At 35.3% G+C, this 14,744-nt stretch carries 16 protein-coding genes; 2 read left to right on the top strand and 14 right to left on the bottom strand.

Features of this window, described 5'->3' with window-relative positions:
- Positions 1-8: 8 nt before the first annotated feature.
- Positions 9-566 (top strand): Fe-S-containing hydro-lyase, encoded by a 558-nt coding sequence (locus Q0Y61_RS04405; RefSeq protein ID WP_011116632.1) that lies wholly within the window; start codon positions 9-11, stop codon positions 564-566.
- 97 nt (positions 567-663) lie between these two features.
- On the opposite strand, the gene Q0Y61_RS04400 is transcribed toward Q0Y61_RS04405, so the two are convergent.
- The 12 genes from Q0Y61_RS04400 to tgt form a co-directional block, all read right to left on the bottom strand.
- The gene (locus Q0Y61_RS04400; RefSeq protein ID WP_297811973.1) at positions 664-1,383 is read right to left on the bottom strand and encodes a hypothetical protein; all 720 of its coding nucleotides are present in this window, start codon (positions 1,381-1,383) and stop codon (positions 664-666) included.
- Positions 1,384-1,537: 154 nt separating this feature from the next.
- Complete coding sequence (locus tag Q0Y61_RS04395) at positions 1,538-2,077, bottom strand: DUF4411 family protein (RefSeq protein WP_297811971.1); 540 nt, start codon at positions 2,075-2,077, stop codon at positions 1,538-1,540.
- Entirely contained in the window at positions 2,074-3,228 is a 1,155-nt protein-coding gene (locus Q0Y61_RS04390; protein ID WP_297811969.1) for an ImmA/IrrE family metallo-endopeptidase, read from the bottom strand. The genes Q0Y61_RS04395 and Q0Y61_RS04390 overlap by 4 nt, the downstream gene beginning before the upstream one ends.
- Positions 3,229-3,268: 40 nt before the next feature.
- Positions 3,269-3,934 carry a TaqI-like C-terminal specificity domain-containing protein gene (locus Q0Y61_RS09470; RefSeq protein WP_366517285.1) on the bottom strand — a complete coding sequence of 222 codons (666 nt, stop codon included), beginning with the start codon at positions 3,932-3,934 and terminating at the stop codon, positions 3,269-3,271.
- A gap of 578 nt (positions 3,935-4,512) precedes the next feature.
- Entirely contained in the window at positions 4,513-4,650 is a 138-nt protein-coding gene (locus tag Q0Y61_RS04380; RefSeq protein WP_297811965.1) for a hypothetical protein, read from the bottom strand.
- A 27-nt stretch (positions 4,651-4,677) separates the two neighbouring features.
- A complete protein-coding gene (locus Q0Y61_RS04375) occupies positions 4,678-5,628 on the bottom strand; it encodes a GTP-binding protein (protein ID WP_297811961.1) in 951 nt (316 codons plus the stop codon).
- On the bottom strand, positions 5,621-5,953 hold the full coding sequence (locus Q0Y61_RS04370; RefSeq protein WP_297811958.1) for a hypothetical protein: 333 nt from the start codon (positions 5,951-5,953) through the stop codon (positions 5,621-5,623). The genes Q0Y61_RS04375 and Q0Y61_RS04370 overlap by 8 nt, the downstream gene beginning before the upstream one ends.
- 89 nt (positions 5,954-6,042) lie before the next feature.
- Positions 6,043-6,921 (bottom strand): polysaccharide deacetylase, encoded by an 879-nt coding sequence (locus tag Q0Y61_RS04365; RefSeq protein WP_297811955.1) that lies wholly within the window; start codon positions 6,919-6,921, stop codon positions 6,043-6,045.
- Positions 6,922-6,932: 11 nt separating this feature from the next.
- On the bottom strand, positions 6,933-7,802 hold the full coding sequence (locus Q0Y61_RS04360) for a carbon-nitrogen hydrolase family protein (RefSeq protein ID WP_297812086.1): 870 nt from the start codon (positions 7,800-7,802) through the stop codon (positions 6,933-6,935).
- A 74-nt stretch (positions 7,803-7,876) separates the two neighbouring features.
- Positions 7,877-9,658, bottom strand: a complete 1,782-nt coding sequence (locus tag Q0Y61_RS04355) for a flagellar assembly protein A (RefSeq protein ID WP_297811952.1) — start codon at positions 9,656-9,658, stop codon at positions 7,877-7,879.
- Between the two features lie 13 nt (positions 9,659-9,671).
- Positions 9,672-10,337 (bottom strand): hemerythrin domain-containing protein, encoded by a 666-nt coding sequence (locus Q0Y61_RS04350; RefSeq protein WP_297811949.1) that lies wholly within the window; start codon positions 10,335-10,337, stop codon positions 9,672-9,674.
- Between the two features lie 98 nt (positions 10,338-10,435).
- Positions 10,436-11,587, bottom strand: coding sequence for a tRNA guanosine(34) transglycosylase Tgt (gene tgt, locus Q0Y61_RS04345; RefSeq protein ID WP_297811945.1), 1,152 nt, complete (start codon positions 11,585-11,587; stop codon positions 10,436-10,438).
- Between the two features lie 50 nt (positions 11,588-11,637).
- Between tgt and Q0Y61_RS04340 the strand changes: the two genes are divergently transcribed.
- Complete coding sequence (locus Q0Y61_RS04340; RefSeq protein WP_297811941.1) at positions 11,638-13,044, top strand: TrkA C-terminal domain-containing protein; 1,407 nt, start codon at positions 11,638-11,640, stop codon at positions 13,042-13,044.
- 223 nt (positions 13,045-13,267) lie between these two features.
- On the opposite strand, the gene Q0Y61_RS04335 is transcribed toward Q0Y61_RS04340, so the two are convergent.
- Positions 13,268-14,554, bottom strand: a complete 1,287-nt coding sequence (locus Q0Y61_RS04335) for an adenosylmethionine--8-amino-7-oxononanoate transaminase (RefSeq protein ID WP_297812083.1) — start codon at positions 14,552-14,554, stop codon at positions 13,268-13,270.
- Positions 14,551-14,730: a hypothetical protein gene (locus Q0Y61_RS04330; protein ID WP_297811937.1), complete on the bottom strand. Its 180-nt coding sequence runs from the start codon at positions 14,728-14,730 to the stop codon at positions 14,551-14,553. The genes Q0Y61_RS04335 and Q0Y61_RS04330 overlap by 4 nt, the downstream gene beginning before the upstream one ends.
- Positions 14,731-14,744 lie beyond the last annotated feature (14 nt).

Here is a 14,744-nt window from a genome sequence, read left to right as displayed (position 1 = left end):
AGGAAAAAATGGGAGAGCCAAAAAAAATCACTGCACCTATAAGTAAAGAAGTGGCAAAAAGCCTCAAAGCAGGGGAGAGTGTGCTAATCTCTGGCACAATTTTATGCGCTCGTGATGCGGCACATAAAGCTTTAACTGAAGCGTTAGCGCGTGGAGAAAAGCTCCCTGTGGATTTGAGTGGCGAGACGATTTATTATCTTGGACCCACTCCTGCAAAGCCGGGCAATGCGATTGGTAGCGCAGGTCCTACAACAAGCGGGAGAATGGATAAATATACACCGACAATCATTGAGCAAGGCATTCACGGAATGATTGGTAAAGGCTATCGCAGCAAAGAAGTCATAGATTCTATGGTTAAGCACGGCGTTGTATATATGGTGGCTGTGGGTGGTGCGGCAGCACTCATTTCAAAATGTATCACTAAATATGAAGTCTTAGCTTATCCTGAGTTAGGACCTGAAGCGGTTGCACGGCTTACAATAGAAAACTTCCCTGCGATTGTGGCTATTGATGCGTCAGGCAATAATTACTACGAAGTTGGACAAGCTCCTTATAAGAAAATTTAGTATTTTTATCCTTGCGGTTCCTTACGGAATCGCATTAGGGCTTTCTGTGGAAGTGAAATCGTTAGTTTTATAAATTTTCAAAACTATATTATGGATTTTATTTTAAAATAAAAAGTTCAAAAGCTGTTTTGTGATAATATTTAAAATTATCATACATAAAATTTTTTAGCTTCGCTTCTTTTATTTCTTTACAATTAATATGTTCAAACCATTTGGCTAATCCATCAATTTGGGGTTTTGTAAGAGAATAATCTTTTTTTAAATATTTTAATAAGCTATCAATATAGACACTTTGTTCTTGATTTAAGCACTGCAAAGCTTTTTCCATTTTATAGTAATAAGCATAGCAGGTTGAAAGATTGAGTAAAGAAAATTTTTTAGGTATATTTGGGGAGTTTAGAATATTATAAATATGATTTACTGCTTCTTCGGATAAGTCATAGTTATTTTTATATTCTTGATAATAAGATTGGAGCGTGTTATATGAAATATTTTCAAAACCCAACTCTTTTAATTTTTCCTCTCTTAAAAGCAAATAAGTTAAGGCTTGGGATTTTTTATCTAGTTTTTGTTGTTTAGAGTTTAAACGAGAAGAATAATCGTGTTTGTCTTTTGTGGAATTTACAAGAAGGGAGGTGGTCAAATCAGGCACAGAGCTTAAATCAGTTTGGCTGTGTTGCTTAGCACATTGTTCTCCTGCTTTAAAAATCCTACCAGCACTATCAAGCAAAAAATAGGCTTTCCCCGAAGTAAGTTTTCTGTTATCGCAGTAAGACGGGGTATCTGGATTGACAAAATCTCTTTTAATTACTCTCATTTATCACTATTCTCCATAATTTCTATTTTCTAACATTATAGCATTATTTGGATTCTATAATGTGTATCTCCTCATTGGTAAGATTATACGACTTATACACTAATTTATCAATGTGGGATTGCAAAGTGGAAGTGTCAAGGGTGGAATCTTTAGATTATTTTAAGTCAAAAAGCGTATATTCTAGAATATGAGGCATATTTTTAATACAAAATTCTAATTTCTGCTCTTTAATAAAATCAAAAATATCTATACATTTTATGCCCAATTTATCACACATTCTTGGTATTTTAATATTTTTCTTTTCTTTTTTATCGGGCATTTTTTCATTGCTTACAACAATGAAATTATCTCTTTGGGCAACAGCAAGCAACCAAGCATCTGCTCGGTATGCTTGTGCAAATTGTTCTTTGGCACTTGGATTAAAATCCATATCTTGCGAGGCTTGAATCACTTGTGCATAGTTTTCAAGATATTTTGTTTCATCAATAAAAAAATCTTTCGACATTTCTTTAATAAAATTACTTATAAAATCATTTTTCCTGTTCAACTCTTCTTTTACTTTTTTAATTGTTTTTATAGATGGCTTTTGAGCAGAATGTCTTAACCATTTCCAAAAATCTTGGAAAAAATCATTTTGATAATATCTCAAACTCGAATCCAAAAAGAAGTTGGTATCTAATAGATATTTATTCATAACCCAATCTCCTCTTGTATTCCTCTAAAATACTTAATTTCTTTGATTCCTAAATAGTCCATTGCTGTCTTAAAGTCAAGCTTGTTGTTATATGTTTGCGCAACAATGGCTTCAACAAAATTTTTACTATTTTCTTTAATAATGCTCTTAAATACTTTTTTGTCATTATTGGGAGAATAAGGCTTTTTTTTGGGTTTTGCTTTGCATTCCTCAATATATTCTTCATATTGTTCTTGGGATATAAGTTTGAGATTTATTGCTTTTGTTGCAATAGCTTCATCACTAGCGAGTTTAAATATATCTTTTAGGGAATCTACATTTTGAGAGACATTTAATTTCTTATCCCACTGTTCTAAAAGCAAATATTTTGGAATGAGAATTTCACCCGCTATAAAATTGCAAGTCTTTTCTAGCTCTTGATGATGTTCATTATCTAGCAAAATAATTCCATTTTTACCATAAAGAATATGGGCTAACTCGTGCAAAAGAGTAAAGATTTTACCCTTATAAGAATCTTGATTATTTAAAAAAATTACAGGGGCATATTTATCATAGAGGCAATATCCTCTAAAATCCTCAATATCTAGTTTTTTTGAGTTGCTGCGATTAATTCTTGTTGCGATAAAAATTAAGAAATTTTTATCTTGCAGCCGCTCTATCATTTGATTTAGGGCTTTATAAGGGTTTTTTGGTAATGTATTAAAATAAAGCATTAATTTGATTTTCTCTATAACTTCCTTTTCGTTATCAAATTTTTTATTATATTGTGCTTCCTGTCCAATTTCAATCAGATAATCCCTATACCATAATTGCTTGTATTCACTATTTTTAATGGATTCTTTAAGCACTTGAGAGATTTTAGACTTTGGATTTTTTCTCCTAAGTTCTGCAATTTTTGTGTTTTCTTTTGGCATTTCTTGCAAGAATAAATACCCAAAGGGAATATCTAATTTTTCTGCAAGTTGTAAAAGATTTTTATAACCAAGCTTTAAAGAAACACTATGCGAAAGACTTTGTTTAGTAGAATCTTTGCTGTGAATAAAAGCAATAAAATCATTCGCTTTGTCTCTAAAGATAGAATGTGCTAGGCTCTCAAGAGATATATCATTTCTCTTTATGGCTTCTTTGATGACTATTGCGTTTGGTAGCACAACCTATCCTTTAGCTTTTTAAAATCCTAACATTATAGCATCATTTGAATTTTATAATGTGTATCTCCTCATTCGTGAGATTATAGAGTTTATACACTAAACAATCAATTTGCGATTCTAATTTGCTTATGTCAAAGGCGGAATCTTTTGCCTTAAGCGTTAGAATTTCATCAACTAAAGCAATGATTTGATTAACGATTTTTTGGTTTTTAGAATCTATTTTTGGAATCGGGAGCTTTTCTATATATTGCTTTATCCACCGAAATGCTCCATCTCCCAAATTTGAAGCAATTTGTCGCATATAAAAATAAATCAGTTTCGAGTTCAAAATCGCACACAAATACTTATCGTCTCTTGGGATAAAATAGCAAGTTTGATTGATATAAAACCCTTGGGCATCATAGACAAAACAAGGCGTGTCTGTCATCTCTGCCCAAAGAATCTTGCCTTGGTATGCAACTTGATCTTGAATATCAAGATAGGCAATAAATTCCTTTGCCATATTTGGATAAATAATTTTTCCCTCATATTGATGTTTTGACACCTTAATCCCATCGCAGAATCTAAAGGCTTCTTTGAGTTCGTTTTCAAAATTTTCACAGAGTAACTTCACTAAAATAATAAGTTGAGATTCCACACTTACAAGGAGAAAATACGCTAAACTATATTTTGCCCCCCATTGCTTAAGCCATAGAGAGAGAACCATAGAATCAAGGCGAGATTCTAAATCTTTAAGTGTTGCATTTTGTTCTGCATTTGACTTTTTACACTCTATAATCGCATTTACAATTTTGCTAAATTCTCTATCAAGGCATTTACGCAGAAATTCTAAACTATTGCTTTGCCACTCAAATGCAGTATTAAACTTATCAATCACAATTTTGCTTAGAGATTCCCTACACATATAGCTTGTGATGAAGCTTGGCGTATAGAAACTGCCCTCTTTGTAGCCATTGAGCTTTTCAAAGACCGCTCCTAAGACGCTTGAGCGGATTAAGTCTTTGCGTTTTTGTGTGGAATCCTCTTGTTCTTTGCTAAAGTCAAAGGCGTTTAAGAAATCAAAAAGATAGCTTAGAAACTTGCAGTTTTCGTTCTTTTTATGTGCTGTTTGTGTGGATTCAAAGATTTTAATTTCTAAGGTATCATCAAGCAGGGCAATATCCAAAATCTCTAGCTTTTCATCTTTTATAAACAAAGAAGAGTTGAGGTAAGGCAGGAAATTAAAGCCTTTATCGCTCCCTCTTGCCTCATAATCTCGTGCTAAAACTTCAAAGAAAAGGTGGCTTAAGTGTTTAAAGCTTGTAATTTTTGCACTACTTTTTCTTTAAACTCCTCTAACCCCGATATTTTGGATTCCGCATAGTCCTTATTGCAAGAATTTAAAAAGTCTTTTAATGGGAGGGATTCAAAGGCTAATGGCATTGTGTATCCTTAATATGGTTTAAAAGATTATTTTATCGCGATTTCTGTTTTTTTGCCCAATAAATTTATAAAAACCTTAAAGGATTCCACAATCTGCGCCTTTTGCAAATCTTTAAAAATAAATACCATCTCCGAGCCCCTTTCTCTCTCCCAAGTTTTAAGATGAAGCGGAGGGTGAATGATATGCAGCACACTATTTACCGCAATAGGATAGCCTTCATTGGTATCCACAATCCCTTTGAAACGCAAGATTTTCTCTCCATATTTATATAAAAGCATACTAAGCCATATACTAAACACATTCCAATCTAAAGGCTCTTTGAAACTTATAGAAAGCGAGTGAGTGGAATTTGAATGAGGCAATTTCGGCTTAACAATCACGTGCTCAACTTCTTTCACACTTAAAATCTCTCTCAAATCCATCAAAGACTTTGGAATCACCTCTACAAAAGCATTTTGACTTGTGATGAGGTGGAAGATTTCTTGCAAGTTGCCATTAAAAAGATCTTGTTTGGTTAAGATGATTTTATCAGAAATCGCAATTTGCATTTTTGCTTCCTCGTGGCTTAAATGTGCAGGTGCGTTGAGGCAATCAATGCAGGTAAAGATTCCATTAATAGAAAAGTGATGTTGGAGCATCGTGTCTGTTAAGATACTAAAAAGAATGGGAGCAGGGTTTGCAAGCCCGCTTGTTTCAATAATGAGATGTTCTATGGATTTGTCCAAAAGGGCTTTGAGTTGCAAGATTAAATCCTCGCGCTTATTGCAACATATACAACCCCCTTGTAGCAAAATCGTTTTTTCTTGCGTGTGGTAAATGTGTTGGTTTAGGACGCTATGGTCTAATCCCACTTCACCAAATTCATTAATAATCAGTGCAAGGTTTTTATCTTGGTTGCATTCTAAAATTTCGCTTAAAAAAGTCGTTTTACCACTTCCTAAAAAGCCAGTGAGGATTGTAAGGGGGATTTTAGCCATAATGTTTTTGCAAAAATACCAAAAGATTGGAATCTAGCACATTAATTTCTTTGGAAGTGAGTGAGGAGGCTTTCTCCCAAAGCTCCCCTAAGTGATGGACGATTCCACCTCGCCCCTTTTTATCGCTTAAAATAAATTGCGAGGTATTCCAATCTTTTAGTTCCAAGCCATAGAATCTTAAAATAAGGTTTGCGATTCTCACTTTTTGTAACCTTTGGCGCGCTCGCTCACGTTGCTTTTCGCCAACAATGATTTCTTTGCTCTCATCTTGCACACCTTCGCTCCAATGAATGCTTGTAATGAGTTCCCCGCACAAAACACACATGAAATCTCCTGATTTTTGCTTTAAGGAAACCTTACGCTTCCTTGCATTGTTTTAACTTATGCTATTGCATTTCTGCTTTATTTCCTATTTTATTTTCTAGGACTTCGTTTTAAAAAATCATCTGCCATTGTGTTGAGATTTACCCATCGCACGCCCTCGTGTTTATTAATATGCTCAATAATCCTTTCGTGCATTAAAAGCACCTGTGGGCGTCCGCTGACATCTGGGTGGATTGTCATCGGAAATACTGCATAATCCATATTTGCATAAACCCAATCAAATTGGTCAATCCACATTTGCCCAATATCACGCGGAGAGACAAAGCCAAAGCTATTGGGGGATTTTTTGATAAACATCATCGGGGGCAAATCATCAAGATACCAATTTGCTGGAATCTCTACCAAATCTGTTTCCTCTCCTCTCACAAGAGGCTTCATCCAATCTTTTGCCTCTGCACTATAATCAATTTTTGTCCATTTATCGCCTACACGAACATAATAAGGTGTAAAATCATTGTGCATTAAAGAATGGTCATATTTGATTCCGTGTTTTAATAAAAGCTCATTTGTTACATTAGAGAACTCCCACCAAGGAGCGACATAGCCTGTGGGCTTTTTGCCTGTTAAATCTTTAATGAGTTCAATGCTTTTAAGCAAAACATCTTCTTCTTGTTTTGGGGTCATCGCTATGGGATTTTCGTGTGAATATCCGTGCGCTCCAATCTCGTGTCCCGCATCAACAATCATTTTCATTTGCTCTGGGAAAGTCTCAATAGAATGTCCTGGTGCAAACCAAGTCGTATTTAAATTATATTTTTTAAAAAGATTCAAAAGTCGTGGGATTCCAACTTCTCCGGCAAACAATCCTCTTGAAATATCATCAGGGGAATCTTCGCCACCATAGCTTCCAAGCCAACCTGCGACTGCGTCAATATCTACGCCATAACCGACTAAAATTTCTTTTGCCACATTTACTCCTTTTATTCAGATTCAAAGCTCCTTTTTAGGCTTTGCAAAGCTTTTGTTTGCAAGGAAATATTTAAGTCTTTGAGATAAGGAAGCGCATTTCTTTGCTCCTTGCATTCTTGCAAATTAAGCACGCAGATTAAAGCCTCATTGTCTTTTTTTGCTTTTGCTAGCACCTCTCCTCTTGGATTAATAATCTGTGAATTTGCTGCAAATTTCAGTTTTTGATGAGTAAATTGGTTTGACTGACTTTTGCTTTGATTGACCGCTAAGACAAATGTTCCATTTTCTAATGCTCTAGCCCTACTTGCGAGATTCCAAGCATAAGTTCTTGCTTTGCCAAAAGCAGAGGGGAAAACCAAAATCTCTGCACCTTTTAAGCTTAAGATTCTAGCTCCCTCGCTAAAGCCTATTTCATAGCAGATTTGTAAGCCCACTTTGACTTGAAATGTTTTAAATTTGAGTGTGAAAACAGGATATTCACTTCCCCCTGCGAAGCGCTTAGGCTCATCGCCCCATAGATAGATTTTTCTATATTTGCCTACCAAGCCATTTTCTCCTAGTATAAAAGCCGTGTCATAAAAGGCATTTTTTTTAGAATCTTTTTCAATTACGCAACCTATGATATAGACTTTATATTTTTGGCAAAAGATTAAGAGGGATTGCAGTGTTTTTGAAGATTTTAGATTTGTAAAATCACTTGCGTATTTTTCACTTTCTTTTTCCACGCAATAACCGCTATCAAAAAGCTCTGGTAAAACGATAAGTTTCGCACCATTTTTCACACTCTTTTTTGCCATTTTTAAGGCAAGATTTATATTTCTCTCTAAATCTTGAGGGATAGTGTGCATTTGAATTAAAGAAACTTTTAATATTCGATTCATCATAAATACTTTAATAAATTTATGACTTAATATAATTGTTTTGGACTTAAATTATCCTTATTTTGGGCGCAAAATTATTGTTTTTGTGGTCGCATTTCATCAATCCAGCTTAGTAAAGATAAATCAAAATCCTTGTTGCTTCTTAGTCGGAAAAAATCTCCGTCTTTAATGACTTCAAACAAATGTGCGGGTGCTTCTTGACTAAGAATCGTTTTGAGCGTTTCTTCACGATTGCCTGTATAGGCTTTGAATTTAATCATTGTTTCTGCGGCAGGAGGATTTCCGCGAATAATCATTTTTGCATTTAGCGCACCTTCATCAATGCTTTTTAATCGTATTTCATTAGTATAGTAGAGATTAACGATTTCTCTATATTCTACTAAATGGTCTTTATAATATCCAAGTGCTTTTTCATATTGTTCTACAATGCTTTGAAGATTTTTTGGTAATTTTTCATCTGGTTTTTCTTCTTGGTCTTTTTGGATTTTATGCACTTTGCCTTGAGAGGCGAGCAAGTAGGCGTAAATCTCGTCCATTTGTTTTCTTAAATGTCTCAAACGGATTTTGATTTGATCAGAGAGCATTACATAATCTAATCGGTCTCGGCGCATAAAGGAAAATTTGGCAGGATTGAGCTCAAAAGTGTTGTGTTCTCCTAAAACATTATCTACTACTAGGCTAAATCTAGGATAAATTTCATTATAAGAACGCACTTCTTTGATATAAATATAATCTGCCATAATTGTGCCTCCAAGTGTGCTATTGATGTAGGCAACTTTGGCTTCCACGCTTCCTTTTTCTAACACATCAATGACTACGGTGTGTGCCTTAATTGCACCACGATGAGAGCCGATGAAAGCTGTGTCCGTTTGGATTTTGGATTTGCTATGGGTTTGTCCATCAATATTAAGCGCTTTAGCTTGTATAGGCGTATCGGACGTATTTTCTGTTGGTGTTTCTTCCGGGTTGGAAGCAGATTGTTTTGTGTTTAGCTCATCACTAATGATAAAACAGAGGGGTTTGATTTCTTTAAAAAATCCATCCTTGCCTGCTTGGAATTTGATTCTATCCACATCTTCACGTGCGCGGATACTCGTATCTACGCTTACGGCATTAGGTTTAATGGGTTTGATAGATAGAAACTCGCCTTTGAGATTTCTGCCTATATGCCCTGCAACAGGCTTAATATATTCAAAAAGCTCATCTCCTTTATGCACGGCTTGCATACAGATTTTTGGTGTAAATGCATCAGGAGATTGAGTGCTTGTGCCAAGAATTTCTGCTTGTAAATTTTGATAAATCTTTATTGCACCATCTTTTCCTTCTATGCTTGCTACACCTGTGCCGATACTTAGAATTGTTTTGGGTGAAATTTTTCCTCGGATTAAATCATTAATGAATGCGTCAATTTGTGCGGTAAGCTTACCATATTCGCGGACCCCGACAAGATAATCTTGCAGAATCATTGTTTTATAAAGATCTTGATAGATTTCAAGCTTCAATCCCTCGTGGTGTTTAATTTGATTGTTGCATAATAAGACTGCGTGTAAAGTGGTATTTTCATTTGCAATGAGTTTGATTCCAAAAGTTCTTACTGGTTTTTCACTTTTTTTACAAATTTCTATTTTATAGAGTTGTTTAATATCAATATTTGCAGTGAAGTTGGAATTTTTGTTGAATAAAGTTAAATCATTTACCTGTTTATATTTGTTTTCGCCTTTTTTACTATAAAAGGTGCGAAAGTCTAACAAATAAAAGTCAATGTCTTCGCCAAAATTTTTACGCTCTTGCAACAAGAGATTCCGCAAATTTTTTACATCATTGAAAACTTTGTATCCCTTTGGTGTAAATGTCATTGCGTTTTATTTCCTAAAATTGTTTAAAATATTTTTTGGCAAGTGTTTCAAAGTTATCCTCATCATCTAAACTAGAATCACGATAAACAATAGGTTGCTTGCAGACTTTGCAACGGACAAATGTGCTTTCTTCTTGCATAATTTTGTGCAAAGCATCACAGACTTTAAACTCTTTTAAATGGCATAAACAAATATACTTGTGCCATTGTCCGTGTGCTATATCTTCTGTTTCGGCTAGGATTCTTGTTTTTTGTTCTAGACTATAAGGAATCTCTTTTACATCGTGCAAACGATTACGATAAGATTCTATTTGTTTATCCTCTCCTAGAATATGGACAATGAGCCAATTATGCAAACATTCATAAAATTCTTTTGCACTATGCTCCACATCTTCTAGGTCCATTAGCAGCATAGAGAGATTAGAGATTAGCTCCCGATGACGCGTTTTGTGAGCATTTAAGAAAGGATAACCGATGTGTTGCATATACTTTTCTTCATCGGTAAAATGTTCTTTGGCACTTTCAATTGCGGCATTCATTCGTGATTCTAGTTCCTGTGCTTTGTTAGGGGAAGAGCTTTTTACAAAAGTTTTGGTCTCAACAAGCAATTGTAAAAAAGCTTTATGCTGTTCGTCTAAATGTTGGTTTTTAATGCTAAATTCTTCATTCCACTCTAGCACTTCCGTCCTTTATGTTTTGGTTAGAATCCCTAAAAATTTCAGTATTATAATATTTTGCACTTTAAACTTACTTTTATAATGTAAAGTTTATTTTTATTTTAATCTTTGCTTTGATGTGGGGCTGTTTCCTTCGTTATAAAATTTTGATAAAACTTTGCAAACTCTCCTTTTAAAATCGCCTCCCTAGCCTCCCGCACTAAATCCAAGTAAAATGCTAGATTGTGAATACTTGCAAGACGAAAATAGCTGATTTCCCCCGCGCGGAATAAATGATGTAAATAAGCACGGGAGTGATTAATGCAAGTGTAGCAGGAGCATTCGGAATCTAGTGGCTTAGTGTCTAACTTGAAACGTGGAGATTTAATAGCGAGCTTACCAGAATGTGTAAAGATTGTGCCATTTCTTGCATTTCTTGTTGGCATTACACAATCAAACATATCTACTCCCCTAGCGATTCCTTCTATGATATCACGTGGAGTGCCTACACCCATTAGATAGCGAGGCTTATTTGTCGGTAAAAGAGGCGTAGTAAAATCTAGTGTTTCATACATTTGCTCATTGGGTTCACCAACAGCTAATCCACCAATGGCATAGCCATCAAACTCACCAAGATTCGTTAAATCTCTCGCACTTGCTTGACGTAGTTCCTTATCTGTTCCACCTTGCACAATCGCAAAGATATGATTATTTAGCGCTCCCCCGAATTCCTGCACACTTTGCTTTTTGTAGTTGTGGTAGTCAATGGCACTTTTAGCCCATCGTGTCGTGCGATTGATGGATTCTAGAATCCGCTCTCTACTTGCAGGCAATCCTACTAAATCATCTAAAATCATCATAATATCGCTATTTAAATTGTATTGAATATCTAAAACCTTTTGAGGCGAGAAGAAGTGTTTTGAGCCGTCAATATGGCTTTTAAAGACAATCCCATCTTCGCTTAATTTCACATTGGAATTTAGGCTAAAGGCTTGGAATCCCCCGCTATCAGTTAAAAAATTGCACGGGAATTTACTAAATTGATGCAATCCGCCAAGTTTTTTAATCACTTCATCATTGGGACGCAAATACAAATGATAGGTATTGGCTAAAACAATAGGAGCATTAAGCATTAAAAGATCATTGAAGTCTAGCGCCTTTACGCTTGCTTGTGTGCCAACGGGCATAAAGATTGGTGTTGGCACTTCGCCATGTGAGAGTTTTAAAACCCCCAAACGAGCACTCCCATCCGTCTTTTGTAGATTAAATTCCATTTTTAGCCTTTTTTTGCTACATTTTCGCGAATCTTTATTTAGGGGAAGCTATGCGAAAAGTGCTTTTGATTTTAGATGGAATTGTAGCAAAAGAATTCCTAAGCCTATTAGTCGCGAAGCATTTAGATAAAAATACTTATATTTTCGTCTCACTAGATAAGAATCTCTTGCCGCAAAATCTTCCCCAGGATAATGAATGTTATCAGTTTGACCCAAGCTCACCTAGTAAATTGCGAGAGATTTTAACCGCTCAAATTGCGGATTGTTATATTATCACAGATAAATACGAAGAGCGTGAGATTATCTACCATACTTTGCGCACTTATAGTAAAACTTTGCAGATTACTATATTAGGAGAGATTCCTTTGCAAAGCAGTGATAAACAGCTTTTGATGATTAATGAATCTCTCGTGTTAAGCGGGAAGCTTTTTGAGAAGTTCCCTAATGTTCCACGCACTGCAAAATATATTGGTTTAGGACAAGGCGAGATTATGCAGATTAGCGTTCCTTTTGGAAGCCCTTATGCGTATCGTAGCGTGGGTGTAATTAAGCAGAAAAAATGGAAAATTGTTGCGATTTATCGTAATGAAGAGCTGATTTTGCCCAAATATTCCACAACGATTCTGCCTAATGATTCTTTATTGCTCATCGGGGAGCCTGATACATTAAGAGAAATTTACCATAGAATCAAAGAGGAGTTTGGACAATTTCCGACACCTTTTGGACGTGATGTAGTGATGTATTTTGATTTATTGCATTCTAAGAGTCTTACAATGTGTATTAATCAAGCATTATGGTTGTTTTCACACTTTAAAAATAAACGTTTGCATTTATGCTTTTTTAACCCCACTACAATGAATGTAATTGAAAACATCAATAATGATATGCGTTTAAATTGTGAAAATATTTCGTGGCATATTGAATTTTATGAGACTTCCTTAAAAACAATATTGAATCGTGATAAGGCAAACAAAAATATTGGCTTGGTTTTGCTAGAGAGTTATTTGTTTGAAAGTTATAAGGGTTATTTGCTAGATTTAGGGATTCCTCTTTTAAAGTTTGGTAAAGAAATGTTAGAAAACTTAACCCATAGCGTAGTAATATTACCTGAAAAGCTTGAAGAAGCAGAGAAAATCTCCTCTGTTGTTTTTGATTTTTCAACACAGGTCGGATTGAAGATTTTGCTTTATGATTTTAATCCAAATGAAGAAGACCACGAGCAGGCATTAGATTATTATAAACATATCGCAAAGGTTTTTGATAAAAAGATAGAATTAGAGCAATCCAATACAAAAAACCCGATTCTTTGGTTAAATACACAACGCAATACCTTGCAAATTCTTCCTTTAAGAAAAGAGAGTATCAAGCGCTTTTTATTGTTTTCTCTTTGCGATGTAGAAAATCTAAGCACACATTTGACGAATCTCCCACAACTTTTTATCCCTCTTTCTGTGTGAGAGTGTTTGTCGTTTATCTGCTTAGTTTTGCAAAAAAGCATTCCAAATCATAGAATTGCAAGATATTTTAACGCTTTTCTTGAAAAATTATTCTCATCATTAGTCGGGAGGAAAGCGAGGCAAGTAATCCATAATCCAGCAAACCTTAATTCCACAATCAAAACTTACAAGCACCCCTAAACTTGTGTGAGTTTTGTCCGCTTACTCCTCTAAGGGCGAAGTATTACAAAGTGCTTAAAATAGTGGTAAGGGATTCTACAATGTAGCCCGCTTGCTCTTGTGTCAAAACATAGGGGGGCATTAGATAAATCGTGTTGCCAAGTGGGCGCAAGAGCAATCCATACTTCAAGCCCTTGTTAAAGACTTCAAGTCCCTTGCGCTTCCCCTCAAACCCAGCTAAATCAAAAGCAAAAACCATACCACAATACCGAAGATTGCGCACAAAATTAAAGGCGCGTAAATCTTGCAATTTCTCCCAAATAAAGCGTGAGAGAATCGCATTATTTTCTAGCACATTGTCTTGTTGAAAAATATCTAAAACGGCATTTGCACACGTGCAAGCAAGGGCATTTCCTGTATAAGAATGCGAATGTAAAAAAGCTTTATGCTCCTCATAGGGTGCATAAAACAGCTGATAGACTTCATCACTAGTTATTACGACAGAGAGGGGCAAATATCCTCCTGTGATTCCTTTGCTAAGGCATAAAAAGTCTGGCGCAACTCTGCATTGTTGATAAGCAAACAAGCTTCCTGTGCGCCCAAATCCCACTGCAATTTCATCAAAAATCACATAAATACCCGATTCTTGACATAGATTCACTGCCTCTTGCACGAATTTGGCACTATACATATTCATATTTCCTGCACATTGTATTAAGGGCTCTAGCACAAATGCAACAATTTCATTTTTATGTCTATGCAATAGAGATTTAAGGGATTCTAAAGATTCTTTAAAATTCTCTCCTACGGGTGCTTTGATTTTCAAAGTTTCTAACAAAAGTGGCTGATAAACTTGCGTATAAATCCCTATATCTCCCACACTTAATGCACCAATAGTTTCCCCGTGATAAGCGTTTTCTAAACATAAAAATTTATTTTTCTTTTTACCTTGAATCACACAAGAGTGAAATGCCATTTTAAGCGCAACTTCTATCGCACTTGAACCATTATCTGCATAAAAACACTTGCCAAATTTAGAATCCAAAAGGTTCAAAAGTCGGTGTGATAGTTCAACAATAGGCTGGTGTGTGAAGCCTGCAAAGATAATGTGTTCTAGGCTATCTAGCTGCTCTTTGAGCTTTGTATTAATGTAAGGGTTGCAATGTCCAAAAAGATTAACCCACCAGCTAGAGATACAATCCAAATAAGCATTTTCTTCAAAGTCATAGAGATAAACTCCTTGCGCTCGTTTAATAGGAATGAGTGGGATATTTTCTTGGTGGTCGTGCATTTGTGTGCAAGGATGCCAAATGCACGAAAGATCTAGTGATTTAAGTCGTGTGGATTCTATACTTTGTGAAACCATTGGTTGCCTTTGTTATGAATAAAGTTTATCGCAGATTTTAACACAAATTTATAGCTTACAGCAATGTCTTGCATTTGTAAGAATCTCCTGTTATCAGCTTGCAATTCTGCGTTAATGGCTTCGTAATGACGTTGGAAAACGAATGATGTCCAATCTGTCATTACGAATGAAGTGA

The organism is uncultured Helicobacter sp., from assembly GCF_947367035.1.
Classification (GTDB): Bacteria; Campylobacterota; Campylobacteria; order Campylobacterales; family Helicobacteraceae; genus Helicobacter_D.
The sequence above is the reverse complement of the archived record's forward strand: the minus strand, read 5'-3'. Positions and strand labels throughout refer to the sequence as shown.

Coding starts and splice junctions, on each gene's coding strand:
- Q0Y61_RS04340 (WP_297811941.1), top strand. CDS start 11,638: ATGCGAAAAGTGCTTTTGATTTTAGATGGAATTGTAGCAAAAGAATTC.
- Q0Y61_RS04395 (WP_297811971.1), bottom strand. CDS start 2,077: ATGAATAAATATCTATTAGATACCAACTTCTTTTTGGATTCGAGTTTG.
- Q0Y61_RS04380 (WP_297811965.1), bottom strand. CDS start 4,650: ATGCCATTAGCCTTTGAATCCCTCCCATTAAAAGACTTTTTAAATTCT.
- Q0Y61_RS04400 (WP_297811973.1), bottom strand. CDS start 1,383: ATGAGAGTAATTAAAAGAGATTTTGTCAATCCAGATACCCCGTCTTAC.
- tgt (WP_297811945.1), bottom strand. CDS start 11,587: ATGGAATTTAATCTACAAAAGACGGATGGGAGTGCTCGTTTGGGGGTT.
- Q0Y61_RS04370 (WP_297811958.1), bottom strand. CDS start 5,953: ATGTGTGTTTTGTGCGGGGAACTCATTACAAGCATTCATTGGAGCGAA.
- Q0Y61_RS04405 (WP_011116632.1), top strand. CDS start 9: ATGGGAGAGCCAAAAAAAATCACTGCACCTATAAGTAAAGAAGTGGCA.
- Q0Y61_RS09470 (WP_366517285.1), bottom strand. CDS start 3,934: ATGGTTCTCTCTCTATGGCTTAAGCAATGGGGGGCAAAATATAGTTTA.
- Q0Y61_RS04355 (WP_297811952.1), bottom strand. CDS start 9,658: ATGACATTTACACCAAAGGGATACAAAGTTTTCAATGATGTAAAAAAT.
- Q0Y61_RS04360 (WP_297812086.1), bottom strand. CDS start 7,802: ATGAATCGAATATTAAAAGTTTCTTTAATTCAAATGCACACTATCCCT.
- Q0Y61_RS04375 (WP_297811961.1), bottom strand. CDS start 5,628: ATGGCTAAAATCCCCCTTACAATCCTCACTGGCTTTTTAGGAAGTGGT.
- Q0Y61_RS04330 (WP_297811937.1), bottom strand. CDS start 14,730: ATGACAGATTGGACATCATTCGTTTTCCAACGTCATTACGAAGCCATT.